29 protein-coding genes, 1 pseudogene and 1 riboswitch are annotated in these 24,988 nt (G+C 64.4%); of the genes and pseudogenes, 22 read left to right on the forward strand and 8 right to left on the reverse strand.

What is annotated here, in order from left to right:
• Positions 1–298 precede the first annotated feature (298 nt).
• Positions 299–1,483: pseudogene (locus HAP48_RS03170) on the forward strand (glycerophosphodiester phosphodiesterase family protein); the annotation flags it as partial.
• Between the two features lie 161 nt (positions 1,484–1,644).
• Here the strand turns inward: HAP48_RS03170 and HAP48_RS03175 are convergent.
• Complete coding sequence (locus HAP48_RS03175; protein ID WP_166214818.1) at positions 1,645–3,210, reverse strand: acid phosphatase; 1,566 nt, start codon at positions 3,208–3,210, stop codon at positions 1,645–1,647.
• 158 nt (positions 3,211–3,368) lie between these two features.
• On the opposite strand from HAP48_RS03175, the gene HAP48_RS03180 reads away from it, so the two are divergent.
• Positions 3,369–4,562, forward strand: a complete 1,194-nt coding sequence (locus tag HAP48_RS03180) for a cytochrome-c peroxidase (protein ID WP_224497129.1) — start codon at positions 3,369–3,371, stop codon at positions 4,560–4,562.
• A 40-nt stretch (positions 4,563–4,602) separates the two neighbouring features.
• On the opposite strand, the gene HAP48_RS03185 is transcribed toward HAP48_RS03180, so the two are convergent.
• Complete coding sequence (locus HAP48_RS03185; protein WP_029078972.1) at positions 4,603–4,809, reverse strand: hypothetical protein; 207 nt, start codon at positions 4,807–4,809, stop codon at positions 4,603–4,605.
• Positions 4,810–5,146: 337 nt separating this feature from the next.
• On the reverse strand, positions 5,147–5,665 hold the full coding sequence (locus HAP48_RS03190; RefSeq protein WP_166214814.1) for a PRC-barrel domain-containing protein: 519 nt from the start codon (positions 5,663–5,665) through the stop codon (positions 5,147–5,149).
• Here HAP48_RS03190 and HAP48_RS03195 point away from each other — a divergent pair.
• A complete protein-coding gene (locus HAP48_RS03195; protein ID WP_166214812.1) occupies positions 5,646–5,924 on the forward strand; it encodes a hypothetical protein in 279 nt (92 codons plus the stop codon). The genes HAP48_RS03190 and HAP48_RS03195 overlap by 20 nt on opposite strands.
• Positions 5,925–6,009: 85 nt before the next feature.
• On the opposite strand, the gene HAP48_RS03200 is transcribed toward HAP48_RS03195, so the two are convergent.
• A complete protein-coding gene (locus HAP48_RS03200) occupies positions 6,010–6,411 on the reverse strand; it encodes a PRC-barrel domain-containing protein (RefSeq protein ID WP_166214810.1) in 402 nt (133 codons plus the stop codon).
• Between the two features lie 287 nt (positions 6,412–6,698).
• On the opposite strand from HAP48_RS03200, the gene HAP48_RS03205 reads away from it, so the two are divergent.
• Together HAP48_RS03205 and HAP48_RS03210 are read left to right on the forward strand one after the other, a co-directional pair.
• Positions 6,699–7,436 carry a response regulator gene (locus HAP48_RS03205; protein WP_029078975.1) on the forward strand — a complete coding sequence of 246 codons (738 nt, stop codon included), beginning with the start codon at positions 6,699–6,701 and terminating at the stop codon, positions 7,434–7,436.
• Positions 7,437–7,438: 2 nt separating this feature from the next.
• Positions 7,439–8,797 (forward strand): ATP-binding protein, encoded by a 1,359-nt coding sequence (locus HAP48_RS03210; RefSeq protein WP_166214808.1) that lies wholly within the window; start codon positions 7,439–7,441, stop codon positions 8,795–8,797.
• 28 nt (positions 8,798–8,825) lie between these two features.
• Here HAP48_RS03210 and HAP48_RS03215 read toward each other — a convergent pair whose 3' ends face one another.
• Positions 8,826–9,020: a hypothetical protein gene (locus HAP48_RS03215; RefSeq protein ID WP_029078977.1), complete on the reverse strand. Its 195-nt coding sequence runs from the start codon at positions 9,018–9,020 to the stop codon at positions 8,826–8,828.
• 376 nt (positions 9,021–9,396) lie between these two features.
• Here HAP48_RS03215 and HAP48_RS03220 point away from each other — a divergent pair, with 376 nt between their 5' ends.
• The 7 genes from HAP48_RS03220 to HAP48_RS03250 all read left to right on the forward strand — a co-directional run bounded on the left by HAP48_RS03220 (position 9,397) and on the right by HAP48_RS03250 (position 15,932).
• Entirely contained in the window at positions 9,397–9,945 is a 549-nt protein-coding gene (locus tag HAP48_RS03220) for a lytic transglycosylase domain-containing protein (RefSeq protein ID WP_166214806.1), read from the forward strand.
• Positions 9,946–10,154: 209 nt separating this feature from the next.
• Positions 10,155–10,298: riboswitch (TPP riboswitch) on the forward strand.
• The gene (locus HAP48_RS03225) at positions 10,286–11,311 is read left to right on the forward strand and encodes an FAD-dependent oxidoreductase (RefSeq protein WP_166214804.1); all 1,026 of its coding nucleotides are present in this window, start codon (positions 10,286–10,288) and stop codon (positions 11,309–11,311) included. It overlaps the preceding riboswitch by 13 nt.
• Positions 11,312–11,318: 7 nt before the next feature.
• Positions 11,319–11,516, forward strand: coding sequence for a sulfur carrier protein ThiS (gene thiS / locus HAP48_RS03230; protein WP_166214802.1), 198 nt, complete (start codon positions 11,319–11,321; stop codon positions 11,514–11,516).
• Positions 11,517–11,707: 191 nt separating this feature from the next.
• Positions 11,708–12,490, forward strand: coding sequence for a thiazole synthase (locus HAP48_RS03235; protein WP_166214800.1), 783 nt, complete (start codon positions 11,708–11,710; stop codon positions 12,488–12,490).
• On the forward strand, positions 12,477–13,085 hold the full coding sequence (locus HAP48_RS03240) for a thiamine phosphate synthase (protein WP_166214797.1): 609 nt from the start codon (positions 12,477–12,479) through the stop codon (positions 13,083–13,085). The genes HAP48_RS03235 and HAP48_RS03240 overlap by 14 nt, the downstream gene beginning before the upstream one ends.
• A 159-nt stretch (positions 13,086–13,244) precedes the next feature.
• Positions 13,245–15,143, forward strand: coding sequence for a phosphomethylpyrimidine synthase ThiC (gene thiC, locus HAP48_RS03245; RefSeq protein WP_166214795.1), 1,899 nt, complete (start codon positions 13,245–13,247; stop codon positions 15,141–15,143).
• Between the two features lie 393 nt (positions 15,144–15,536).
• Positions 15,537–15,932: a hypothetical protein gene (locus tag HAP48_RS03250; protein WP_029078984.1), complete on the forward strand. Its 396-nt coding sequence runs from the start codon at positions 15,537–15,539 to the stop codon at positions 15,930–15,932.
• 279 nt (positions 15,933–16,211) lie between these two features.
• Here the strand turns inward: HAP48_RS03250 and HAP48_RS03255 are convergent, their stop codons facing one another.
• On the reverse strand, positions 16,212–17,882 hold the full coding sequence (locus HAP48_RS03255) for a flavin-containing monooxygenase (RefSeq protein ID WP_166214793.1): 1,671 nt from the start codon (positions 17,880–17,882) through the stop codon (positions 16,212–16,214).
• A gap of 156 nt (positions 17,883–18,038) precedes the next feature.
• On the opposite strand from HAP48_RS03255, the gene HAP48_RS03260 reads away from it, so the two are divergent.
• Together HAP48_RS03260 and HAP48_RS03265 are read left to right on the forward strand one after the other, a co-directional pair.
• Entirely contained in the window at positions 18,039–18,437 is a 399-nt protein-coding gene (locus HAP48_RS03260) for a hypothetical protein (protein ID WP_166214791.1), read from the forward strand.
• A gap of 252 nt (positions 18,438–18,689) precedes the next feature.
• The gene (locus tag HAP48_RS03265) at positions 18,690–19,232 is read left to right on the forward strand and encodes a mismatch-specific DNA-glycosylase (RefSeq protein WP_166214789.1); all 543 of its coding nucleotides are present in this window, start codon (positions 18,690–18,692) and stop codon (positions 19,230–19,232) included.
• Positions 19,233–19,341: 109 nt separating this feature from the next.
• Here HAP48_RS03265 and HAP48_RS03270 read toward each other — a convergent pair whose 3' ends face one another.
• Complete coding sequence (locus HAP48_RS03270; RefSeq protein WP_166214787.1) at positions 19,342–19,776, reverse strand: hypothetical protein; 435 nt, start codon at positions 19,774–19,776, stop codon at positions 19,342–19,344.
• Between the two features lie 212 nt (positions 19,777–19,988).
• Between HAP48_RS03270 and HAP48_RS03275 the strand changes: the two genes are divergently transcribed.
• From HAP48_RS03275 to HAP48_RS03285, 3 genes are read left to right on the forward strand one after another with little or no spacing between them, the layout of a single operon-like run.
• Positions 19,989–20,414, forward strand: a complete 426-nt coding sequence (locus HAP48_RS03275; RefSeq protein ID WP_166214785.1) for a YeeE/YedE family protein — start codon at positions 19,989–19,991, stop codon at positions 20,412–20,414.
• 2 nt (positions 20,415–20,416) lie between these two features.
• Positions 20,417–20,896: a DUF6691 family protein gene (locus HAP48_RS03280; RefSeq protein WP_166214783.1), complete on the forward strand. Its 480-nt coding sequence runs from the start codon at positions 20,417–20,419 to the stop codon at positions 20,894–20,896.
• A 5-nt stretch (positions 20,897–20,901) separates the two neighbouring features.
• A complete protein-coding gene (locus HAP48_RS03285) occupies positions 20,902–21,297 on the forward strand; it encodes a RidA family protein (protein ID WP_166214781.1) in 396 nt (131 codons plus the stop codon).
• Positions 21,298–21,653: 356 nt separating this feature from the next.
• On the opposite strand, the gene HAP48_RS03290 is transcribed toward HAP48_RS03285, so the two are convergent.
• Complete coding sequence (locus HAP48_RS03290; RefSeq protein ID WP_166214779.1) at positions 21,654–22,415, reverse strand: SOS response-associated peptidase; 762 nt, start codon at positions 22,413–22,415, stop codon at positions 21,654–21,656.
• Between the two features lie 62 nt (positions 22,416–22,477).
• Between HAP48_RS03290 and HAP48_RS03295 the strand changes: the two genes are divergently transcribed.
• The 5 genes from HAP48_RS03295 (at position 22,478) to HAP48_RS03315 (ending at position 24,983) form a co-directional block, all read left to right on the forward strand.
• Complete coding sequence (locus tag HAP48_RS03295; protein WP_166214777.1) at positions 22,478–22,978, forward strand: hypothetical protein; 501 nt, start codon at positions 22,478–22,480, stop codon at positions 22,976–22,978.
• Between the two features lie 41 nt (positions 22,979–23,019).
• Positions 23,020–23,439, forward strand: coding sequence for an NUDIX hydrolase (locus HAP48_RS03300; RefSeq protein ID WP_166214775.1), 420 nt, complete (start codon positions 23,020–23,022; stop codon positions 23,437–23,439).
• A 99-nt stretch (positions 23,440–23,538) separates the two neighbouring features.
• Entirely contained in the window at positions 23,539–23,916 is a 378-nt protein-coding gene (locus tag HAP48_RS03305; RefSeq protein ID WP_029078994.1) for a TIGR02301 family protein, read from the forward strand.
• A complete protein-coding gene (locus tag HAP48_RS03310; protein ID WP_166214773.1) occupies positions 23,906–24,562 on the forward strand; it encodes an HAD family hydrolase in 657 nt (218 codons plus the stop codon). Before HAP48_RS03305 ends, HAP48_RS03310 begins: the two co-directional genes overlap by 11 nt.
• Positions 24,563–24,716: 154 nt before the next feature.
• Entirely contained in the window at positions 24,717–24,983 is a 267-nt protein-coding gene (locus HAP48_RS03315; protein ID WP_028332620.1) for a hypothetical protein, read from the forward strand.
• Positions 24,984–24,988: the final 5 nt, after the last annotated feature.

A 24,988-nucleotide genomic window follows, 5' to 3' on the forward strand; every position in this document is an offset into this window, starting at 1 on the left:
GATTGAGACAAGAAGACAGCAGCGTCGGCCGGCTCGGCCCTTGTGGCACTCGACCCGACGCTACACCAAAGATGGAGGCGCGGCCGTGAAGCACATTCGTTCAGGACGGAAAGTACATCTTGCAGCGATGCTCTTCGGTGTGGCGGCTTTGGCGATGCTCCCGCCATCGATGGCGTCAGCGCAAACCACGTCAGTGCCGGCCGGCAACAAGCCCTTCCTGACCCTCGACGGAAAGCCGCCGCTCGTCATCGGGCATCGCGGCGTGCCGGGCCTGGTGCCCTAGGAGACCGAGGCATCGTATGAGCTCGCCGCCGATCTCGGAACGGACGCGCTCGAAGAAGACCTGCACCTGACCAGGGATTGCGTGCTGGTGGCGCGTCACAACCCGTGGCTCGGCGACAATACCAACATTGCCGAGGTGGCGAAGACCAATGCAGCGGTCGCGGCCCGCAAGCGCACGACGCCGGGCGTCCGCCTCAAGCCGAACTGGACCCAGCTTCCCACCACCGGACCTGCCGAATTCCCCACCGATCTGATCGATCCGGCCGATCCCAAATCGGTGCTGAAAGCGCTGATCGTCGACGGCGATGACCATACCAATGATTGGTCGATCACCGACTTCACCATGGCCGAGCTGAAGGACTGGATTGCCGGCACCACCTATGATGCGGCCAACGAAAGGCCGAAGCTGTTCAACGGCAAATTCCCGATCATCAGTTTCCAGGACGTCATCGACATCGCCAAGGCCAAGAGCAAGGCTGTGGGGCGTCCCATCATGGTCTATCCGGAAACCAAGAATCCGACCTGGAACAATGCCCAGGCCATCGCCAATGGCTGCGGTGCGCCCGGCAGCCATCCACTCGAGGATGCCCTGATCAAGATCATCAAGGAGAACGGCCTCAACGCGAAGGACGCTCCGATCATCGTTCAGAGCTTTGAGCCCGGCAGCCTGAAATACATGCGCAGCCATGGACTGGAAACGCGGCAGGTCCAGCTGGTGGACGGCAACGGCGTCGACTTCAAGACCGGCAAGGTCCTCTTGAACAACATCGCCACGTCCCGTCCGTACGACTGGACTATCGCCGGCGACTCGCGCGGCTTCGATGCGATGCTGACCCCTGATGGCCTCGCGGAGATCAAGACCTATGCCGACGGCATCGGTCCGTGGAAGGCCTATATCGTTCCGTTGAAGATCTCACCCTGGAAGGACAGCAACGCCGACGGCAAGCCGTACAAGGGATCGACGCCGGAGGCCTCGACGCAGGAAGCAACCAGCGTCATTGCCGATGCGCACAAGCTCGGGCTGTTCGTGCATGTCTTCACCTTCCGGAACGAGAAGAAATATCTGGCGGCCGACTATCGCGGCGATCCGGGCCTGGAATATCTGAAGTTCTTCCGCCTCGGCGTGGATGGGGTCTTCACGGATTTCACCCACACCGGAGTTGCCGCCCGTGCGGCCTATCTCCGCGAACTGGGCTGGTGATGCCGGCCATGCGAAGGCCGCGGATGCATGCCGTGCAGCACCGCGGTCACACGTTCATCTGAAAGCGATGCTGTCCGGCCTGTGGCCGATGGCAAGGCGCGAGCCGAAGCGCCTCGCGCTCTGGCTCCTAAGCGCGGCCGGAAGGGTACACAGCCTCCGCCTCACTTCCCCTTGAGCACCAGCGCGCTGGTCAGGTCGCCGAGCGGCTTCTGACCATGAGCGGCGATCGCAGCGTCGCGCACGGTGATGCCGTGCAGCGTCGGCAGTTCGAAGCGGCGCGTGATGAAGCGCAGGATCGATGTCGTGTCCATCGGCGTATGGTCGACATAACCGCGGCGGGCATAGGGAGAGACGATGATGGCCGGGATGCGTGAGCCAGGGCCCCACCGATCGCCCTTGGGGGGCGCCACGTGATCCCACAGGCCGCCATTCTCGTCATGGGTGATGACGACCAGCATATGCGGCCATTGCGGGCTCTTCTCGAGATGCGCGACGACATCGGCGATATGGCTGTCGCCGGCCTGGATATCGGCATAGCCCGAATGTTCGTTGAGGTCGCCCTGCGGCTTGTAGAAGGAAACCTGCGGCAGCTTGCCGTCGTCGATCGCCTTGATGAACTCCTTGCCCGCCAGGCCGCCGTCAAGCAGATGCTCGGCACGGGCCGCGGTGCCCGGGGCGAAGCTCGCATAGTAATTGAGCGGCTGGTGGTGATACTGGAAGTTCGGCACCGGCGACTTGTTGCCATGGTCGAGCACATCCTGCCAGGCCCCGCCATACCAGGCCCACGTCACGTGCTTGAGGCTGAGCAAATCTCCGATGGTCGGCTCGATCTGCGGCACAAGCGTCGTCGCATTCTTCGGATCCGCATAGGCCTTGTCGCCATCCTTCGCGGGGTCGTTGCCGCTCGGCTGATAGGGCGGCTGCATGGTGTTCACGGCGTAGAAATCAGGGGTGAGATTGCCGTCGCCGGCATATTTCGGAATGCCGTCCATCGCCGATATCGGCGAGTTGGCGGCCTGCGTCAACGTCACGCCATCGCGTTCGACAACCGAGATCGACGGCTTGGCGGGGTTGGTATCGGCACGGGGATAGTAAGGGACGCAGGCGCAGACCAACCATTGATGGTTGAGGAAGGAGCCGCCGAAGGCCCCCATGAAGAAATTGTCGGCCAGCACATATTTCTCGGCCAGCTTCCACATCGCCAATTTCGATCCGTCCCAGAGGCTCATCACCAGGGCGCCCGAGTCGGCATGGGCGACGAATTTGTCGTTACGTCCGCCATTGATCTGCATCTGGTTCTGATAGAAGCGGTGCCAGAGGTCGCGCGTGATGGTGCCGTAGCTCAGCTTGAAGCCCTTCGGGTCGTCAGCATAGAAGGGGCGATTGGGCAGATGCTCGGTCTCGGCCTGGGTGATCGGCGGCGTGACACCCTTGGCGGTCAGGCCTTCCCAGATCGGCGGCAACTCACGGAACGGCTTGCCGTCGCGATCGCGCTGGATCCGCGTCGAGGCGGACGCCTTGGCCACGCCATTCGCGCCCGGAAAACGGCCGTAGAGATTGTCGAAGCTGCGGTTCTCCGCATAGATCACGACGACAGTGTCGATCAGCGCCAGATCGCCGGCGGCATCCTTCTTGGGGCCCGGACTGTCCCCGGCCGCCAGCGCCGGACCGCACGCACCGATGAAGAAACTCGATACAAAAACGACAACCGCCGATTTCGTTCGCATTCCAGCCCCCTGCACTCACCGGATTGTTGCTATCGTTCCGTTCGGTCTTCGTCATAGCCCAGACGCTCGGCAAAGGCACCTTCGGATCGCCATGACGATGTCCAGCCATAGGCGCGGTTTGCAACATGCGGATTAAGTATCGGGCTTTCGCGTCCGCGATGGTGCTGCTGGCTTTGACCATCGGTCCCGGCCAGGCCAGGCAGGAAATGTCGCGTGCCGAGGCGCGCCGGCTGGCCGAGCGGCTCAGCGCACTCGGTCAGGCTCTATTTTTCGATCCATCTCTCTCGCCGTCCGGCAAGCTCGCCTGTTCGTCCTGCCACGATCCCGCCCACGGTTTCGGCCCGGCCAATGCCATGCCGGTGCAACTGGGAGGTGGCGACCTGCGTCAGCCGGGGGTGCGCGCCGTCCCCTCCCTGAAATATCTGCAGGTGGTGCCGTCCTTCACCGAGCATTTCCATGATTCCGAGGACGAGGCCGACGAAAGCGTCGACAATGGCCCGACGGGTGGCCTCACCTGGGATGGGCGGGTCGACCGTGGTGCCGACCAGGCCAGGATTCCACTGCTCTCGGATTTCGAGATGGGCAATCGAGACGAGGCCGACGTGGCCCGCCGGGTGCTCGCGGCAGGCCATGGCAAGGCGATCGCGGCCATTGTCGGGCCCAGGAAGGCCGCCAATCCCGCCACCGCGTACAAGACGGCCCTCAAGGCACTCGAAGTGTACCAGCAGGACTATCCGACTTTTTATCCCTATTCGAGCAAATATGACGCGGTGCTGGCCGGCAAGGCCGAACTCACGCCCGCGGAAGCGCGGGGGCTCGACCTGTTCAATGCAGCGAACAAGGGCAATTGCGCCTCCTGCCACATCAGCCGGCGGGGCAATGACGGCACCCCGCCGCAGTTCACCGATTACGGACTGATTGCTCTCGGCGTGCCGCGCAATCCCGACATTCCCGCCAACAAGGACCCGGCCTATTTCGACCTCGGCCTCTGCGGACCCCTGCGCACGGATTTCCTGAAGCGCGAAGACTATTGCGGCCTCTTCCGTACCCCGACACTCCGCAATGTCGCGCTACGCCAGACCTTCTTTCACAACGGCGCGGTGCATTCCCTGCGCGACGTCGTGCGGTTCTATGTCGAGCGGGAAACCCGGCCCGAGCGTTGGTACCCGCGCAAGGTCGACGGCAGCATCGACAAATATGACGATCTGCCCGACAGGCCAAAGGCCAACGTCTGCTTGGATCCGCCGTTTGACCGCAAGGCTGGAGATGAGCCAGCACTGACGTCCGCCGAGATCGACGATGTCGTCGCCTTTCTCGGGACGCTGACCGACGGATATCAGCCGGCGAAGTGAAGGCTCACACCGAGCCCGGCACCCGGTCGTGGCGTCAGCCTCAGCCGGATTTTTTGGGCAACCCGAGAAGGCCTGCGACCGCCTCGGCCCCTTTGCCGGAAGCAGAGACTTCCCCATTGTCCCTGACCTCCAGGACAGCGCCATTGGAGAAACTGAGGGACCAGCCATCATCCGTGCCGTTCCGGCGCCGATCGGTCAGCTCAATGCCAGCTGCGGAAATCACTGCGGTGGCCTTGTCGACGTCCATGGTCGTCACCTCTTGCAGGCGTCGGAATATTCTTCCTCGGCCAATGGATCGTGAAGTCGAGGCACTCTAGAGCGTTTTCGAGCGAAGTGGATACCGCTTCGCGTGAAGAAAACGCGTCAAAACAAGAATCTAGAGCTCCGTTCCGATTCCATCGGAACGGAAAGAGCTCTGGAGGAAGGGATTGGCGGCAGTATGAACCAGGCGGAGGTTTCCGCAACATCAAGTATGAGTCCGCGGCGTCTCGTGCGACAGCAGACGAGCTGACTTTCGTGCAAGGCACAACAAAACGCGCCCGGCAGCACCGGGCGCGTTTGGCTTTCACAGCATGCGATGCGCGTTAATCGGTGGCGTATTTGAACTCCGGCATCGCCTTCAGCTCATCCTTGGTCGCAGCGAACACCGCGTGGTCCGGATACCAGGGATTCGGCTTCGACGTCGCGGCAGCAGGTGCCGCGCCCGTGGTGGTCGTCGACTTGGTTGTGCTGCCGGTGTTCGACGCGCCGGTATAGGCGATCGGCTCGCTTGCGAACTTCACCTTGTCGAGCGGCACGGCGACCAGATGCTCGCCGACGCCAAGGAAGCCGCCGACGCCGATCACGACTGCCTTGATGGCACCGTCCTTGTCCATCAGCAGATCATTGATCGAGCCGACGCTCTCGTTCTTGTCGTTGTACACGCTGAGGCCGACGACCTTGGAGGCGCGCCAATTGCCCTGATACGAGGCTGGTGACGTGGTCGATGTCGTCGATGCCGCCGGAGACATCTTGTCGCCCTTGTCGGTCGGCGTCTGCGCAAAGGCTGCGGTTGCAAGCAGCGCGGTGCCGGCAACGCCGGCAATGATGGATTTCATCAACATATGGCTCTCCTCATTTCGCAAAATCGATGCAGGGAAAACCCGTCATCTCGGCAACCGTTCCTACCGGGCCTGCGATCAAAAGCCGCCCCACTACTCGGGAACGTCACTTGGGAACGCGGTGGAAGCGATGCAGCAAACCGGAGCGTGTGGACGTCAAGCGCAGGGAAACGCTGCGGTGCTTGACGAGAGCGATCTTGATCTCTCAAGTAAGTTGCGGTTGAGCCTCACGACTGCGCCGGACGCGCAGTCCCCGATGTGACGATGTTTGGCTCACTAAGTCGTCCCGGCGAACCGCGCTGCACAGGCTGGCGCTCGCCGCAATGTTTGCGCGAAGTGCTGCGCGCTCAGAAGCCGCCCCAGTAAGGCGGCACGCCGTAGAAGCGATGCAGCTCGACTTCCTGCGAGCGGTCGCCCCAGTCGAAATCCTTGTCGGCGCGGAACGACGGTGCGCGCTTCAGCTCGTCATCCTCGATGTCGAGCTCGTAGGCTTCGAACTTCAGATTGTAGTGCAGCCGGCCCCAAGGCAGCGGAAGCAAATTGGTTCCGATGCCGAGGAAGCCACCGAAGCTCAGCACCGCGTACGACACCTTGCCGGAGATCTTGTCGATCATCAGGCGCTCGATGTGGCCGACCATGTCCCCGTTGGCCCGGCGCACCGCGGTACCTTCGACCCGATCGCTTGCAATGAGCTGATGCGGTCTGATGCTGGTGTCGGTCACCGTCTCGGTCCTGACGTCGACAGCCATCTCACCCTCCTGGCCTGAAAGTAGAAACAACGCGTCGCCGGGGGTTCGGGTTCCGGCCCCGGATATGACAGCTAACCTTCCCCTTTTCGGGCCGCGGTGATCACGGACCCCGGGGCGCCGGCCGGCAACAGATCGGCCCGAATTTCAACGCATTGGCTTGATGACAGAACGATAACTTTTCTCCGCCCCGGCGACCTGTAAACTCCATCTGCCGGGCAAGATTTCAGAAATATACTGAAACAAAATTCCTGAGCCGCTTCCCCCGAATCACGGACAAAAGAGTCGGTATGACCCAGGCTGCGCCCAATATCCTAGTCGTCGAGGACGACCGCGAGACGCGGTCCCTCATCGCAAAATATCTCCGCACCAATTCCTGCCATGTCACGACCGCCTCCGATGGCCGCGAAATGGCCAAGGCGATGACCGACCACCGGGTGGATCTCCTGGTGCTCGACGTCATGCTGCCCGGCGAGGACGGCCTCAGCCTGTGCCGCAAGGTGCGCGCGGAGTCGCAGACACCGATCATCATGCTGACCGCGCGCGGCGAGGACGTCGACCGCATCCTCGGCCTCGAGATGGGCGCCGACGACTATTTGGCCAAGCCGTTCAACCCGCGCGAGCTCTTGGCGCGCATCAACGCGGTGCTGCGCCGGCAGGCCGCCGCGCGCAACGCCAGCGCGATCGAGGGCGCGACCACGCTGAGCTTCCTCGGCTGGCGCATCGACATCCGCCTGCGGGAGCTGCGCAACCCGGAGGGTGCACGCGTCGCCATGACCAGCGCCGAATTCGACCTGCTGCGCACCTTCTGCGAGCGGCCCGGCCGCGTGCTGTCGCGCGACAGCCTGCTCGATCTGACGCAGGGCCGCAGCGCCGGTTCGTTCGAGCGTTCGATCGACGTGCTGGTCAGCCGCATCCGCCGCAAGATCGAGCCCGATCCGCAGGAAGCCACCATGATCAAGACGGTGCGTTCCGGCGGCTATGTGTTCACTCCGAGGGTGGAGGCGGTTGCCGCCACGAGCAACTGACCATGAAGCTGCTGCGCGTGCTGAGTCTGCGGGGGATCGGCGCCCAGATGGCGGCGCTGGTTGTCGTCTCGATCGTCGCGCTGCATCTGATCATTACCACCACCTTCCTGATCCATCGCCCTGACAGGGCCGAGCCTTCGGATCGCGGCCACGCCCAGCTCGCCGCTGCGGCACAATTGCTCGGGCATGCCCCGGCATCGGAGCGGCCGCGGCTCCTGGCCGACGTCGCCAGAGCCTTCCCGCAACTCGCAATCGGTGAGGTGCCGGCCGATACCGGCGCGCTCACCGAGACCGACACGCCGAACCTGCACGCGCTGCGCCGGCTCGGCGCCGGCTATCACGTCTTCTCGCTGCCGCGCGAGGCGGGCAGCACGCCGCATGACGGCGACATCCGCCGCGTCGCGATCCGCCTGCCCGATGGCGCCATGTTCGCCGCCAACCTGATGCCGGATCAGCATATGCGGCCGTTCTGGGGTGGGCCGTGGATGATGACGGTGCTGTTCGCCGTCATCAGCGTCACCCTGCTCGGCCTGTGGGCGGCATGGGCGCTGACGGCGCCGCTGTCGTCCTTCGTCAAGGCCGCCGAGACCTTCAGCCTGAACGGCGCGGCCGCGCCGCTGCCCGAGCGCGGCCCCGAGGAGATCCGTTCGCTGGCCAAGGCGCTCAACCGGATGCGCGAGCGCATCACCGCCTTGATCGACGACCGCACCAAGATGCTGGCCGCGATCAGCCACGATCTGCGCACGCCGATCACGCGGATGCGGCTGCGCGCCGAGTTCATCGAGGACGAGACCCATCGCCACCGCATGCTGCGCGACCTCGACCAGATGCGCTCGATGCTGGAATCGGTGCTGTCGTTCCTGCGCAACGATCGCAAGCTCGAGGAGATGACGCTGGTCGACATCGCGAGCACGCTGCACCTCGTCACCGACCAGTTCGCCGACATGGGGCACAAGGTGAGCTACGAGGGGCCGCAGCACGCCATGGCGACCGCGCGGCCCGCCGACCTGCATCGCTGCATCACCAATCTGGTGGAGAATGCCGCACGCTTCGGCGGCGAAGTCGCCGTCCGGCTCGAAGTCAAGGCCAACAGTCTCGTGGTCGACATTGAGGACGACGGCCCCGGCATTTCGGACGCGCACAAGGCGACCGTGCTGGAGCCGTTCGTGCGCGGCGACCAGGCGCGCAACATGGACGAGGCCGAGGGTTTCGGCCTCGGCCTGTCGATCGCCAACGCCATCGTGCTCGCGCATGGCGGCACGCTGTCGCTGCACGATCGGAAGCCACACGGGCTCGTGGTCCGGATCGAATTGCCGGCGCGTCAACAGCAGTTGCAGCCGCCGCAGAAATCTGCGGCCTGATCAGGCTGATCTGAGCGACAACAAAGATTCAGGCTGCAAGTGGCGTGAGCTGAGCTACGTCATAGATCGCGATCGCCTCGAAGCGGTAATTGCAGGCGCGGCAATTCCACAGATAAGACGTGCGCCCCTCGCTGTGCTCCACCCAATCGGGGCGGGCAATCGGCTTGCCGCATTGCGCGCAGGGATTTTCGCGAGGCATATAGCCTGTGTCCTGACGGACCATGGCGCTTCTCCCGAATGTTGTTTTCTTGCGTGCTTTGGAAGGGACAGACGCGCTGACTGAGTGCGCGCTGCCATGGATGAAGTGTAAACCTTCACCGAATCGTTTGCACGAAAAACCTTTGTGGATAGCGTGCGGCAAAAAGCGGCCAAGAAATTTAGAGCGGAAAAAACTGAAGCAGACAATTTTCGGCTGAGACAATTGAAGCAAACAATTTGAAGCATCTGTCTTCGCAATCGCGTCGTCCGCTTCACCGGCATTCGGACAATTACGGACGCAGAACCTTCGCTGATGCGAAGGTTCTGCCACATTCCTGCCCGCTCGCCGTACCATTCAGACCGCAGAACCGACGCGCATCTGAAAGCCCCGAGCGACCGAGATGAAGACCGTACAAGCCCTTAGCTGCCTTCTTGGCTGCCTTGCCGCGATTGCAGAGCTGGCCTCCGGCACCAGCGCGCATGCACAATCGCGCGTGCAATATGAGGCGATGGTCGCGGCCGAGGCGCAGGCGAACCTGGTGCCGGAAGAGCTGGTGCATCGCGTCATCGTGCGCGAGAGCAAGTACCATCCGCAGCTGATCGGGCGCGGCGGCACCATCGGGCTGATGCAGATCAAGCTCGGCACCGCGCGCGGCCTGGGCTACACCGGTACCGCCGAAGGTCTGCGCGAGCCCGGAACCAATCTCAAATACGGCGTCAAATACCTCGCCGGCGCCTTTCGCGCCGCCAATGGCGATCACGACCGAGCCGTGCGTTATTTCGCGGGCGGCTATTACTATGTCGCAAAGCGCCAGCGCGGGGATCACCTCAAGCAAGCGAAGCATGGCGGCGCGGGTGCGGCACCGAAGGAGCTCGCCAAACAGGACGCCAGCCAGGACCAGATGACGGCTGATACCGCCGAACCGAAGCCGGAACAGGCTTCCAAATAAGTGCCTTCGTGTCCCGGACGCGGTGCAGCGCGCAGCGTTGCGCCGCAGAGCCGGGACCTGTGATCGGCAGAATGGCCCCGGCTCAGCAGCGCACCGCTGTCGCGCTGCGCTGCGTCCGGGGCACGCGAGTTTTGCGCACGCCGCGGTGCCGTCCCAAGGTGCGGTCCCTGGCATACAAGTTGACACATCCGCCCATCCGCCTACATTAGGGGCGTTCCGAGGGGTGCTCCGAAGGAGGAGCTGAGATACCGCAAGCTTGGACTTCGCCATCACGGCGATCAGTTCGGGACCGCGGTGACCCTTTGAACCTGATCCGGGTCATGCCGGCGAAGGGACAGGGATGTATCAGACGTCAAGACCGCGGGGGGATTCCCCCGTCTCCATCATCGGCGCAGGCATAGCCGGCGCCTGGCATGCGCTGTTGCTCGCAGAGGCCGGACGGGCCGTCACCCTGCATGAGCGCAGTGACGCCGCGATGACGGAATCCACAAGCCACTTCGCCGGCGGAATGCTGGCGCCCTGGTGCGAGGCGGAGGCATCCGAGCCCGTGATCTCGCGGCTCGGCATCCGCGCGCTCGATTTGTGGCGGCAGCATTTCCCCAAAACCCCGTTCAATGGCTCGCTGGTGGTGGCGCATCCGCGCGACCGCGCCGATTTCGAGCGCTTCGCCCGCCTCACCACCAATCACCGAAGGCTCGACGCCGAGGGCCTCCGCGAACTCGAGCCGTCGCTCGAGGGCCGCTTCCGTGACGGCCTGTTCTATCCCGACGAGGGCCATGTCGAGCCGCGCCGCGTGCTGCCCCAACTGCATGCCGCGATCGCCAAGGCCGGCGGCGCCATCAAGTTCGGCAGCGACGCCGAGGCCCAAGATCTCGCCAAAGATCTCGACGGCCTCGTGATCGACTGCCGCGGCCTTGCCGCGCGCGACCGTGAGCCGAGCCTGCGCGGCGTCAAGGGCGAGATGATCATCATCGAGACCGCGGAGGTCGAGCTGTCGCGCCCGGTGCGGCTGATCCATCCGCGCTGGCCGCTCTATGTGATCCCGCGCGGCGACGGCCGCTTCATGCTGGGCGCGACATCGATCGAGGCCGAGGACAACGGCGTCAGCGTGCGCTCGGCGCTGGAGCTGTTAGGGGCCGCCTATGTGGTGCATCCGGCGTTCGCCGAGGCGCGCATCGTCGAGTTCGGCGCCGGCCTGCGCCCGGCATTTCCGGACAATCTGCCCAAAATCAGGATCGAGCAGGACCGCATCACGGTGAACGGACTCTACCGTCACGGCTTCCTGCTGGCGCCGGCGCTGGCCGAGCTAACGCTCGCCTACATCGCGCGCGGCGAAATCGACAATGAGGTGATGCAATGCGCGTGATCGTCCAATGCGTGTGATTGTAAATGGTGAGCACCGGGAGATCGCGGCTTCCAGCGTCGATGCGCTGCTGGCCGAACTCGACTACGAGGGCACCCATTTCGCGATCGCGCTGAATTACGACGTGGTGCCGAAGAGCCGCTGGGCCGAGACGCGGCTGCAAGCCGGCGACGAGATCGAGATCATCACGCCGCGGCAGGGAGGGTGATGGCGATGCGTGCACGAACTTTCCCCACGTCGTCCCGGCCGAGTGCGCGCTTGCGCACGGAGCCGGGACCCATACGACGCGGCCCTTCCTTGGGCACACTTGGAGACGCTCGTCGCAACAATGCCCGGTCGTGGTTATGGGTCCCGGCCTTCGCCGGGACGACGGCATAGCTTGAGGAGACACCACGGATCATGGTCACCTTCTACGGCAAATCCTTCCCCTCCCGCCTCCTGATCGGCACGGCGCTCTATCCCTCGCCGGCGATCATGCAGGGCGCGATCCGCGCCTCGGGCGCCAGCATCGTCACGGTGTCGCTGCGGCGCGAGGCGGCCGGGGGCAAGACCGGCGATGCGTTCTGGTCGCTGATCCGCGAGCTCGGCGTCACCGTGCTGCCGAACACCGCGGGCTGCCGCAGCGTCAAGGAGGCGGTGACCACCGCAAAGCTCGCGCGCGAATTGTTCGGCACGCCCTGGATCAAGCTCGAGGTGATCGCCGACAACGACACGCTGCAGCCCGACGTGGTCGGCCTGGTCGAGGCCGCCGCGATCCTGATCAAGGACGGGTTCGAGGTGTTCCCCTATTGCACCGAGGATTTCTCGGTCGCCTCACGGCTGGTCGATGCCGGCTGCAAGGTGGTGATGCCATGGGCCGCGCCGATCGGCAGCGCGAAGGGCATCACCAACCGCGACGCGCTGAAACTTTTGCGCGACCGCCTGCCCGATATCACGCTGGTGGTCGACGCCGGTCTCGGCGCGCCGTCGCATGCCGCCGAAGCGCTCGAGCTCGGCTATGACGCCGTGCTGCTCAACACTGCGGTCGCCAAGGCCGCCGATCCCGTCGCGATGGCCAACGCCTTCCGCCTCGGCGTCGAAGCCGGCCGCACCGCCTATGAAGCCGGGCTGATGGAAGCCCGCGACTTCGCCTCCCCCTCCACCCCCGTCGTTGGGACCCCGTTCTGGCATGCCGTATCCTGATCCGTTCTATCCCGTCGTCGACAGCATCAAGTGGGTCGAGCGCCTGACAAAGCTTGGCGTCGGCACCATCCAGCTGCGCGCGAAAGAGCTCGACGATGCCGGGGCGCTGCAGATCGTCAGCGATGCGCTGGCGATCACAAAGGGCACGCCGACGAAACTCGTCGTCAACGATTACTGGCGCGCGGCGATCGTTGCCGGTGCCGAGCACCTGCATCTCGGCCAGGAAGACCTCGCCGACGCGGACCTCGGTGAAATCCGCAAAGCAAAATTGACGCTGGGCGTCTCCACCCACGATGACGCCGAGCTTGCGACCGCGCTCGCGGCAAAACCCGACTACGTCGCGCTCGGCCCGATCTTCTTCACCACGCTGAAGTCGATGCGGTTCGAACCGCAGGGCATTGCGAAGATCACCGAGTGGAAGAAGCGGATCGGCGCGATCCCGCTTGTCGCGATCGGCGGCATCAAGTTCGAGCACGCCGCCGAGATCTTCGCTGCCGGCGCCGACTCGATCGCCGTCGTCTCTGACGTCACCCAGAACGCCGACCCCGACGCGCGGGTGCGGCAGTGGCTCGGCCTCAACGCGGAGGCGGCGTGATGGCCACAACACCCTGCCCATTCCGTCACCCTGAGGAGCGCGGCACGCGCGTCTCGAAGGGTCGACGGCCCGGCTCGTTCATCCTTCGAGACGCGCTTCGCGCTCCTCAGGATGACGAGGTCAACATTTCGCACACGAATTAAAACGGAGGATAGCGCTATGAACATCCGCTCCAACCCCGACACCACCCGGCCCGCCGTCACCACGGGCTCGCTGCCCTCCTCGCGCAAGATTTTTGCGACGCCGGAGGCCGCACCCGATCTCCGCGTTCCCTTGCGCGAGATCATCCTGTCGGAAGGTGCCGGCGAGCCGAACCTGCCGGTCTACGACACCTCGGGCCCCTACACCGATCCGGCCGTGACCATCGACGTCAACACCGGCCTGCCGCGCAATCGCCTCGCCTGGGTCAAGGAGCGCGGCGGCGTCGAGGAATATCAGGGCCGCGACATCAAGCCGGAGGACAACGGCAATGTCGGCGCGTCGCATGCCGCCAAGGCGTTCACCGCGCACCACACGCCGCTGCGCGGGCTCGACGGCCACAAGATCACCCAGCTCGAGTTCGCCCGCGCCGGCGTCATCACCAAGGAGATGATCTACGTCGCCGAGCGCGAGAATCTCGGCCGCAAGCAGCAGCTCGAGCGCGCCGAGGCCGCGCTTGCCGACGGCGAAAGCTTCGGCGCCGCTGTGCCGGCCTTCATCACGCCGGAGTTCGTCCGCTCGGAGATCGCGCGCGGCCGCGCCATCATCCCCTCCAACATCAACCATGCCGAGCTCGAGCCGATGATCATCGGCCGCAACTTCCTCACGAAAATCAACGCCAATATCGGCAACTCGGCGGTGACCTCGTCGGTCGAGGAAGAGGTCGACAAGATGGTGTGGGCGATCCGCTGGGGCGCCGACACCGTGATGGACCTCTCCACGGGGCGCAACATCCACACCACCCGCGAATGGATTTTGCGCAACTCGCCGGTGCCGATCGGCACCGTGCCGATCTACCAGGCGCTGGAGAAGTGCGAAGGCGATCCCGTCAAGCTGACCTGGGAGCTCTACAAGGACACCCTGATCGAGCAGTGCGAACAGGGCGTCGACTATTTCACGATCCACGCCGGCGTGCGGCTGCCCTATATCCACCTCACCGCCAACCGCGTCACCGGCATCGTGTCGCGCGGCGGCTCGATCATGGCGAAGTGGTGCCTCGCGCATCACAAGGAGAGTTTCCTCTACACGCATTTCGACGAGATCTGCGACCTCATGCGCAAGTATGACGTCTCGTTCTCGCTTGGCGATGGCCTGCGTCCCGGCTCGATTGCCGATGCCAACGACCGCGCGCAGTTTGCCGAGCTCGAGACGCTCGGCGAGCTCACGAAGATCGCGTGGGACAAGGGCTGCCAGGTCATGATCGAGGGCCCCGGCCACGTGCCGATGCACAAGATCAAGATCAACATGGACAAGCAGCTCAAGGAGTGCGGCGAGGCGCCGTTCTACACCCTCGGACCGCTGACGACAGACATCGCGCCGGGCTATGACCACATCACATCGGGCATTGGCGCCGCGATGATCGGCTGGTTCGGCTGCGCCATGCTCTGCTACGTCACGCCGAAGGAGCATCTCGGCCTGCCCGACCGCAACGACGTCAAGGTCGGCGTCATCACCTACAAGATCGCGGCCCACGCCTCCGACCTGGCCAAGGGCCACCCCGCAGCCCAGCTCCGCGACGACGCGCTATCGCGCGCCCGCTTCGACTTCCGCTGGCAGGACCAGTTCAGCCTCGGCCTCGACCCCGAGACCGCGAAGAACTTCCACGACGAGACCCTGCCGAAGGAAGCCCATAAGGTCGCGCATTTCTGCTCGATGTGCGGCCCAAAGTTCTGCTCGATGAAGATCACCCAGGACGTCCGCGACTACGCCGCGACGCTCAACGATCCGACGGGTATCGGGACGTCGATGTCAGGCACCATCGAGGACGGCATGGCGCAGATGAGCGCCAAGTTCAAGGAGATGGGCGAGAGCTTGTATCTCGATGCGGACAAGGTGAAGGAGAGCAATCGGGTGTTGTGAGGGCTCGCCCTCTCCGCTCGTCATGCCCGGGGCAAAAGCGCGAAGCGCGTCTTCGCGCCAGATGACCCGGGCATCCATCCAGAAGGAAGAGGCCGGGCGAGAGCCCGGCCTCTTTGCTTCTAGGGCGCGCACTCATAAATCCATCGCGTGTGTGCGGATCGTACAGGGGCAGTCACGACAGCAACCGGCCCAAGGCCGCCACGTGCTCCGCAGAACCATTGACTTGGATCAACGAAAATCCGTTATCTCATCGCATGCCATGATGCTCAAAAGCGATGAAGTGCCGCGTCGATGATGCTATCATGCTCCCCTCAAATAAACGATTTAGCGACAATTCCACGTCCGGTTCGCAGAGGGTCCAGTAGCCTAATGACCATTTAATTGGAGATTTTCATGAGAACCTTCAATGCGGTACTATTCGTACTTCTCGTTGCGCAATCGGCCTCGACACAGGCTGCCGATTTGAACGGAGCCTGGACGATCGACGCCTCGGCCTGCGACAAGGTATTCACCAAGGAGAACAACAAGCTCGCGTTCAAGAAAGATGCCGATCTCCACGCGGGCGGCTTAATCGTCCAGGGAAAGCAAATCACCGGCACGTTTCAAAAATGTACTGTCAAATCGTTGCACGATGACGGGCAGAATGTTCGAGTGATTGCGTCGTGCTCGGACGGCGTCGCGATTTCAGACGTAGCAATCGACGTGAAACTCTCTGGCGAGAATAAGATCACGCTCAGCGCCAAGGAGCCGGTGCCAATGGAGACGCCGTATGTTCGCTGCTCGATGTGATATCGGTGGCGACAGCCTGAGAGCGACGTGGATGATCGACTATCGAAGGTCCTAAATGCGGACAGTGTAGATAGCTGTCTACTGCACCGGATTGCTTCCCGTCGTCGCTTCGCCCCTGGTTCGACCGCGCGGCGAGGTCGAACGACGATCAGAGCGGTTCAGTGGTCCGCGACAGCACCTTTGCGAGCCATCGTAATGATCGCGATAACGACCGCGAGAAGATGATGGGTTACGCTTCCGCCTTCGTTCGTCGAGCTACGGCGGACAAGTAGCTACCCCCTACGATGCCGACGCGCCAACGGTCGCTTGCGCGCCGCCGCGCGCCCCCAAACCAAACTCAATCTCCTGATAGCCCTTCTCCGCAACGCCATTGATGATCCCCAAGAACTTCGGCGTGCCGCCGTTGTAGACGAAGTAGCGTACGGTGCCCTCCTCGTGGCCGGCGACGTTGGAGTTGTAGCCGGTGAACCACGACTTGGCTTTGCGCATCAGCATGATCTCGTACATTTTTGCGACATGCGCGGTCCAACGCTCTTGCGCCTCCAGGGTCGCGTCGGCGCGGGTCAGGCCGCGGTCCCACATGTATTGCAGCAGGTTCGTGCACCAGTTCACGCCGTTCTCGATGCCGCGCGGAAAGTTGGTCGAGGCGGAGGCGCTTTGCGGGCCGGTCGGCATCAGCAAGTTCGGGAAGCCGTGCACGAGCATGCCGAGGAAGGTCGACGGCGCCTGCTTCCATTTGTCGGCCAGCTTCTGGCCGCCGATGCCGGTGATGTCGATCAGATCGTAAGCGCCGGTGATGGCGTCGAAGCCGGTGGCGTAGACGATGATGTCGAAGTCGTAGTCGCGCTCGGTCGTCCGCAGCCCGGTCTCGGTGACGCGCACCAGCGGCGTCTCGCCGAGATCGACGAGATGCACATTGTCGCGATTATAGGCCTCGAAATAGTTCGTCTCCAGCGGCAGGCGCTGCACGCCAAAGCCGTGATCCCGCGGGATCAGCTTTTCGGCGACCTTGGGATCATTGACGCGGCCGCGGATGCGATCGGCGATATACGCCGACAGTTCGGCGTTGGCCGCCTCATCCATGAAGATCTCGCGGAAGTTCGCCAGCCAGATGCCGAAGCCGGGCTCGTCATACAGCTTGTCCCACAGCGCAAGACGCTCCTCGCGGCTCACCTCGTAGAAGCCGCGTTTGTCGGGCCCGTGCACAAAACTGCCCGGCGTCAGCGCGCAGGCGGCGAAGATCTCGTCATAGCGCGCGCGGATGTCGGCCATCTCCTCCACGGAGATCGCAGAGTTGTTGAGCGGCGCGCTCCAGTTCGGCCGGCGCTGGAACACGGTGAGTTGGCCTACCTTGTCGGCGATCTCGCCGATCACCTGGATGCCGGTGGCGCCGGTGCCGATCACGGCCACTTTCTTGCCGGCGAGATCGACCGGCTCGTGCGGCCAGTAATAGGTATGGAACGAGCGGCCCTTGAAGTCGTCGATGCCAGGCACGCGCGGCATGGTCGGCGCCGACAGGAGTCCGATCCCCAGCACCACGAAGCGGCAGGTCAGCCGGCGGCCATCGCCGATCCTGAGCTGCCAGAGATCGCGCGCCTCGTCGAACTGCATCGCCTCGACCTTGCAGTTGAACTGCATGTGCTTGCGCAGGTCGAACTTGTCGGCGACGTAGTTGAGGTAGCGCAGATTCTCTGATTGCCCGGAGAAGCGCTCCTTCCAGTGCCACTCGTCGAGCAGCTCGCGCGAAAACGAGAAACCGTAGGTGTAGCTCTCCGAGTCGAAACGACAGCCCGGATAACGGTTCCAGTACCAGGTGCCGCCGAGATCGGGCGCGCCCTCAAGCACGGTGGCGTCGATGCCGAGATCGGCGAGCCGCTTGATCTGGTAGATGCCGGCGACGCCGGCGCCGACGACAATCACCTCGCAATGGGTTTTCGCCTCTCCCGTCATGTTCAGCTCCCGAAATTCTTCTTGATCTGTTGGGGCGGATTACAGACCCTTTTGCCAGCGCAGGCAACCGGGCGCGGGCGGGCGCAACTTGCGTTGAGGCGCTGGGCGCTCCACATCATCCGGACGATTGATCACTCACACTTCACCGAGACCGCCATGACCGACAATCTCACCGGCGTCTGGGACGGCAGTTATGTTCAGCCGGGCTCCGGCATGGTCACGTTCCTGGCGACGCTGATCGACGCCGGCGGCGCGCTCGGCGGCAGCGTGACCGAGCCTTGCTTGACGCCAGGCTGCCCGCTCGCCACCCACAATGCCTCGCTTGCAGGGCATCGCTCCGGCAGCGCGGTGACGTTCGTGAAGCGCTATGAGCCACCCGGCTACGGCTACGGCACCGTCCACTACGAAGGCGCGGTCAATGCCGACGCGACCGAGATCGACGGCCGCTGGAGCATCCGCGGCACGAGGTTCTCGGGAACGTTTCTGATGGTCCGCGCGACCGGGCCTGCGCAATCCGTCACGACCGAGGAAGGGATCAAGGAGCCGACGCGCTAAACAACGATGACGTTAGGTTGAACCGGTCAGGCGGCAGACTCGCTCCACCTCTCCCGCTTGCGGGGGAGGTCATATCGCATCGAAGATGCGATATGGGTGGGGGCTCTCTCCACGATGTGACTCGCGGAGAGAGCCCCCACCCCAGCCCTCCCCCGCAAGCGGGAGAGGGAGCGCACCGCCTCTGCGTTTGCCACTCAACCTAATCTCATCCCGCGCTAGCTCACCGCCGGGTAAACCATCGGCCCCGTCGAGATGCCCGACAGCGACATTCACCGCCTCCCCGACCAGCTCCGCGCCAATCTGCGCCTGGTGTTCGTCGGCACCGCGGCCAGCACGCGCTCGGCCGCGGTCGGGCATTACTACGCGCATCCCGGCAACCGGTTCTGGCGCGCGTTGCATGAGGCCGGCGTCACGCCGCGGCGCTATCGGCCGGATGAGTTCGCGGCATTGCTCGAACTCGGCATCGGCTTCACCGATCTCTCCAAGAGCGGCGCCGGGATGGATCATGAGATCGCGCGGGGGTCGTTCGATGTCGCGGGCTTCAGGGCGAAGATCGAGACGTATCGGCCGAAGACCATCGCCTTCACCAGCAAGAAGGCCGCGAGCCTGGTTTACGGCAGGCCGACCAGCGCGCTCGCGTTCGGCCGGCAGCCGCAGATCAGCGGTTTCCCGGATGTGTTCGTGTTGCCGTCGCCGTCGGGTGCGGCGTCCGGGCATTGGATGTTGCAGCCGTGGTGCGAATTGGCGGAGTGGATCGGCCGATGTCCCCCGGAAAAGGACCTGTATTCCGGATGAGCAAAGCGACATCCGGGGTTGGCGCGGTCCCGCATATCGCTTCGCTCATGCGGGCTACGGATCAACGTCACCCATCCAACGAATTGCGAGCGCTCGAACCGCGCGCCCGTTACTCCTTCAACGTGATCGCAAGCCCGCTGAGGTCGACATTGGCCATCAGGCCGACCTGCTTGCCGCTCAATTCGAGCACCGCGCCGTTCTGGTTGGTCAAGAGGATGCCGCGCACGCCGGCGCCGAGCGCAACGCCCATGCCGGCCGCGGCGTAGACGCCCGCGATGTCCTGGGCGCGGCGGATGTTGCGCACCCGTCCCTGCAAGGTGGTCTGCGAGCCGCCGAACACGAGGCCATAGTCCAGCCCGCCGGCGGTGAGCCCGTAGGTCTGGCCGTGGAAGGTCAGGACGCCCTTGCCGGCGGAGCCGCCGAAGATCCAGCCGCCCTTGAAGATCACGAGCGTCACGGCGCCCTCGTCGGCCAGGGCGGCGGACGAGCCGGTGAGCAGCGCCAGCGCGAACAGCGCGGCGCGGATGGCGGATGACAATCTCATGGGGGTTCTCCGGACGAAGTGAGATGTAGGTCGAATCGCGGCAATCCAGCCGGCTGATGGCATCGTTGAAATGCCGGCAAACACGCGGGATTGCGCTTGTTCCTGATCTGGCGGAGTCTATCATCGCCTCCACAGTCGCGCGACCGTTGGCGCATCCGCGCCCGCCACTTTGCCGGATCGCTGAGGTGTTCGCGCAACAGGGATCAGCATCGATGCACGATTTCACCCCCTTTTCCGGCCTCGCCGGCGGCGCGCTGATCGGGCTTGCCGCGGCGCTGCTGATGCTGCTGACCGGGCGAATCGCAGGCGTCACCGGCATCGTCGGCGGCCTGCTCCAGGCCGATACCGCCGACCGCTCCTGGCGCGTCGCGTTCATCGCGGGGCTGATCGCAGCGCCCCTGATCGCGGCGCTATCAGGCGCGCCGCTGCCGCGGCCGTCGATGAATGCGAGCCTCGTGGTGATCACGATCGCGGGAGTGCTGGTCGGGTTCGGCACAAGGATGGGCAATGGCTGCACCTCGGGCCACGGCGTCTGCGGTTTTGCGCGGCTGTCCGGCCGCTCGATTGCGGCCACCATCATCTTCATGCTGGCGGCGATCGCGACGGTTGCGATCGCAAGACACGGATTGGGAGGCTAGCGATGGCACTTCTTGCCAGCTTCGTCTGCGGCCTGATCTTCGGCGCGGGCCTTCTGATCTCGGGCATGACCGATCCGCAGAAGGTGCTCGGCTTCCTCGACTTATTCGGCGCCTGGGATGCGACGCTAGCTTTCGTGATGGCCGGCGCCGTCGCGGTCGCAGCAACAGGCTTTGCGATCGCGCGGCGGCGCGCCGCACCCGCCTTCTCGGCGCGCTTCCTCTGGCCCGACCGCAACGACATCGATGCGCCGCTGGTTGCCGGCGCGGTGCTGTTCGGCATCGGCTGGGGCCTGGCCGGCATCTGTCCCGGACCGGCGCTGGTCAACCTCGCCGGGCTGTCGCTGCCGATCGTGGTCTTCGTCGTCGCGATGCTCGCAGGCATGATCGGTCAGAATCTCTTCGGCAAGAATCTCTGGCGCCGCGATGCGGTGGCGCCGCGCAGCATCGACACCACTTCCCTTCCCTCTCGCGCAGACGGGTGACCCCAATGACAGAATCGACAGCGATCAAGCATTTCCCTCCTCCGCCCGGCGTCCAGGCGCCACCGCTCTCGTTCGGCGCCCGCGTCGGCGATTTGCTGTTCATCTCGGGCATTCCCGGCTTCGACGCCAACCGCGAGCTGCCCGACGGTTTCGAGGCGCAGTTCGCCAATGTCGTCACCAACTTCAAACGCGTGCTGAACGAGGCCGGCGCCACGATGCGCGACCTCGTCAAGGTCAACGTGCTGCTGACCCGCGCCTCCGACGTCGCCACGATGAACGTCCTGTATGCCGGCGCGTTCGGTCCCGCGCCCTACCCCGCGCGCACCACCTGCGTCGTGGTGGCGCTGCCCAATCCGAAGATGCTGATCGAGATCGAGGGCGTGGCGTCAGTGAAGGGGTGATAACTCCGTCCGTCATTCCCCGGTGCGCAATTGCGCACCTGAGGGCGCGCCGCGGCCGCTCGGCTCGAACACTGGCGTCTCTGGAATACTGGATCACCCGCGCGCGGGTGATGACACCGAACAAGCTGTTTGACAGGTTGAATCGAGGACCATCTTTCGTCGTCCTGGCCTAGTGCGCAATTGCGCACGGGAGCCGGGACCCATTACCCCAGATCTCAATTGTTGCGCGACGCTGGGGCCGCGATCCTGCTCATCACCAAATACGGTGGTTATGGGTCCCGGCCTTCGCCGGGACGACGATGTGGAGAAAGGTGGGCGCAAATCCACGCCGCACGGCGCGCGGCTTCAGCTAGCCCTCAAAACAACGACCCCTGCCCGTCGTCCTCCCGCACAGCCGCCTTGCGCGGCGCTATCTTCTTCGGCTGCGGCGCATCTTCCGCGGCGATCTCTTCCGCACTCATCGGCAGCAGCAATTGAGCATCGTCATTGGCGACGGCATTGACCCGCATCGTTACCTGGTGCCAGGCGAACTCGCCGACATCGGGCCCTTTCAGCATCGGCATCACGTCGTCGACGTCGTTGGGCAGGCAATCGAGCCAGCGCGCGAATTGCTCGGGCCGGATCGCGACCGGGACGCGATGATGCAGTTGCGCGAGGTCGGGGCTTGCGGGCGCGGTGACGATCGCGACGGTGTCCTGCTCCTCGCCGTTCGGGCCCATCCAGGTCTCGGCAAGCGCGGCGAAGGCGAGCGGGTGACCGTCGCGGCGATGGATGAAGAACGGCCGCTTGCGGCCGCCGGCATCCTGCCATTCGTAATAGCCGTCGGCCGGGATCAGCGCGCGGCGCCGCTTGATCGCGTTCTTGAACGCAGGCTTCTCCCGCACCGTCTCGGAGCGGGCGTTGATCAGCAGCGAGAACGTCCGCGGGTCCTTGACCCAGGACGGGATCAGGCCCCAGCGCATCAACTGAAAATGCCGGCCGCCATTCTGCAACAGCACCACCGGGATCGGCTGGGTCGGCGCAACATTATACCGTGGCGGAAAATTCGGCTGCTCGATATAGCCGAACATCTCGCGCAAGGCCGCCGGCGGCGAGGTTATGACAAAGCGTCCGCACATTTCCCGTCCAGAGTGGTATCCGTTTATTCTGCCTTAACTTGGAACGTTAAAGACTGCGATCAATGACCTCAACGGCCGCCATAGCGGGCTCTTCCCCGCGACCGACGTACCCCGACGAGGCGCGGGCGGCGCTGTTGCGCGCCGCCAACATCAATCCCCGCACCGGGCTTGCCACCGACTACCTCAATCACTTCAACGAAGCCATCATGCTGCTGGAGATGGTGCCGGACATGCCGGAATGCGCCAGCGATTTCCTGGAATGGCAGCCGCTGTCCTATGCCGAGCATTTCACCGCCTCCAATTTCAAGGCGCGTGACCTCGCGATCGAGGCCTATGAGACCGCGGACGCCCAGATCCGGGCCGAATTCGACCACCTCACCGACAGCATGACCAAGATCCTGACCGAGGTCGGCTCCGCGATGCGGCAGTTGCATCAGGACAAGAGCCGGGTCGCGCTCGCCGAGCAGGCGATCGTCTGGGTCAAGCCGCTGGTGATGCTGACCGCCGGCATCATCAACGGCGCCGCGGAGGCCGATGTCGACAGCATCATGGCGGGCGCCTGATTTATCGGACATATAGTGCTTGAACCTGATCGTTGATTGCCTTGACCTCTCCTGAACCTCCGATCCGCCCGCAGCTCGCCGTCTCAGGCGCGATTTTTCGCGACGGCAAGGTGCTGCTGGTGCGCCGCGCCCGCTCGCCCGGAAAAGGCTTCTATTCGCTGCCGGGCGGCCGGGTCGAGTTCGGCGAGACGCTGCACACCGCCCTGCACCGGGAGATCGACGAGGAGACCGGCCTCAGGGTCGAAATCCTGGGCTTGGCCGGCTGGCGCGAGGTGCTGCCGACCGGCCCCGGCACCGGGCACTACATGATCATGACATTCGCGGCGCGCTGGGCGTCCCGCGAGCCAGTCCTCAATGACGAGCACGATGATTTCAAATGGCTGGCGCCGGAGGCGATCGGCGACCTCAAGGTCACCGGCGGTCTTCATGAGGTCATTGCGGCCGCCCGGCGGCTGGTTTGAGGCCTGTTTTGGGGCGCTTGGGAGGCGGTATTAAAGGCCCTTTGCCGCCTTGCCTCGGGCGCATTGAGGGGGCATACCACGGCCATTCCGGAACCCCTGATGATCAGAGCCTTTCTCGCCGTTGTGATCCTGATGTCGGCATGCCTTGCCTCGCCCGCCCGGGCGCAGGACGCGGCTGCGCCGTTCGACGGCGACCTGCAGCGGCTGGCCGAGATCCTCGGCGCCCTGCACTATCTGCGCGGCATCTGCGGCTCCAACGAGGGCGCCAAATGGCGCAACGAGATGCAGGCGCTGATCGACGCCGAAACCCCCTCAGGCGACCGCCGCGCCCGCATGATCGCGGGCTTCAACCGCGGCTATAACGGCTTCCAGCAGACCTATCGGTCCTGCACCCCCGCAGCCACCGTGGCGATCCGGCGCTACATCGAGGAAGGCTCGAAGATCTCGCGCGACCTGACGGCCCGCTATGCCAACTGATCGCGTGATCTTCTTCGACCTCGACGGCACCCTGACCGACCCGAAGCCCGGCATCACCGGCTCGATCCAGTATGCGCTGGGAAAGCTCGGCCGGCCGGTTCCGTCGCAGGGCGAACTGACCTGGTGCATCGGGCCGCCGTTGCGGGCGAGCTTTGCGCTGCTGCTCGGCGGCGAGGAGCTCGCCGACCGCGCCGTCGAGCTCTACCGCGAACGATTCGGCGATGTCGGGCTGTTCGAGAACAGCGTCTACCCTGACATCGCCGAGGTGCTGGCGGAGCTGCGCGAGAGGCCGGGCCGCATGTACGTGGCGACCTCGAAGCCGCATGTGTTCGCGGCGCGGATCGTCGCGCATTTCGGCCTGAACGGGTATTTCGACCACGTGTTCGGCTCCGAACTCGACGGAACGCGGGTCAACAAGGTCGACCTGCTCGCCTATGCGCTGGAGCAGACCGGGGCCGATCCGGCCGAAGCAGTGATGATCGGCGACCGCAGCCACGACGTGATCGGGGCTATCAGGAACGGCATCCGCCCGGTCGGCGTCACCTATGGCTACGGCACGCCCGAGGAGCTGCTCGAGGCCGGCGCCAGCCACCTGTGCGCCTCGCCGCGCGGGGTGCTCGACCATATCCACAGCTCATTTGGCTGAGAGCGGCCGCAATAGCCGGAATTCCCCTTTAAATGCCGAAGCGCGCGTTAACCTTTTCGAAAGATGTGGGCTAGGCGGTACCCGCATGCGTGATACATCTCGCGCGTCGCAGTGGTTCGCGTCCGGACCGCGCGCATTCATTTTGATGAGTTCCATGCGCCATCCAGCGTCCTTTCCCCATCACCAAGACCCGCGTCCCGATCACGAGCAGAAGCAAGCCGCGCTGGGCTACCTGAACGAGGCCTGGGCGGAAGCGCGTCATGACGGCGTCGATGGCGATTGCCTCGCGCAGGCGAGCCTGTTTGCTGCGCTCGCCGAGCTGGTCGGCACCTATGGCGAGGATGCGGTGGCGAAGTTCGCCGAGGGCCTCGCCGCGCGCGTGCGCAACGGCGAGTTCTCGCTGGCCTTGGCCCGGCAGTAACCGCT

Origin of the sequence: Bradyrhizobium septentrionale (genome assembly GCF_011516645.4) — a bacterium.
GTDB classification, from domain to species: Bacteria; Pseudomonadota; Alphaproteobacteria; order Rhizobiales; family Xanthobacteraceae; genus Bradyrhizobium; species Bradyrhizobium septentrionale.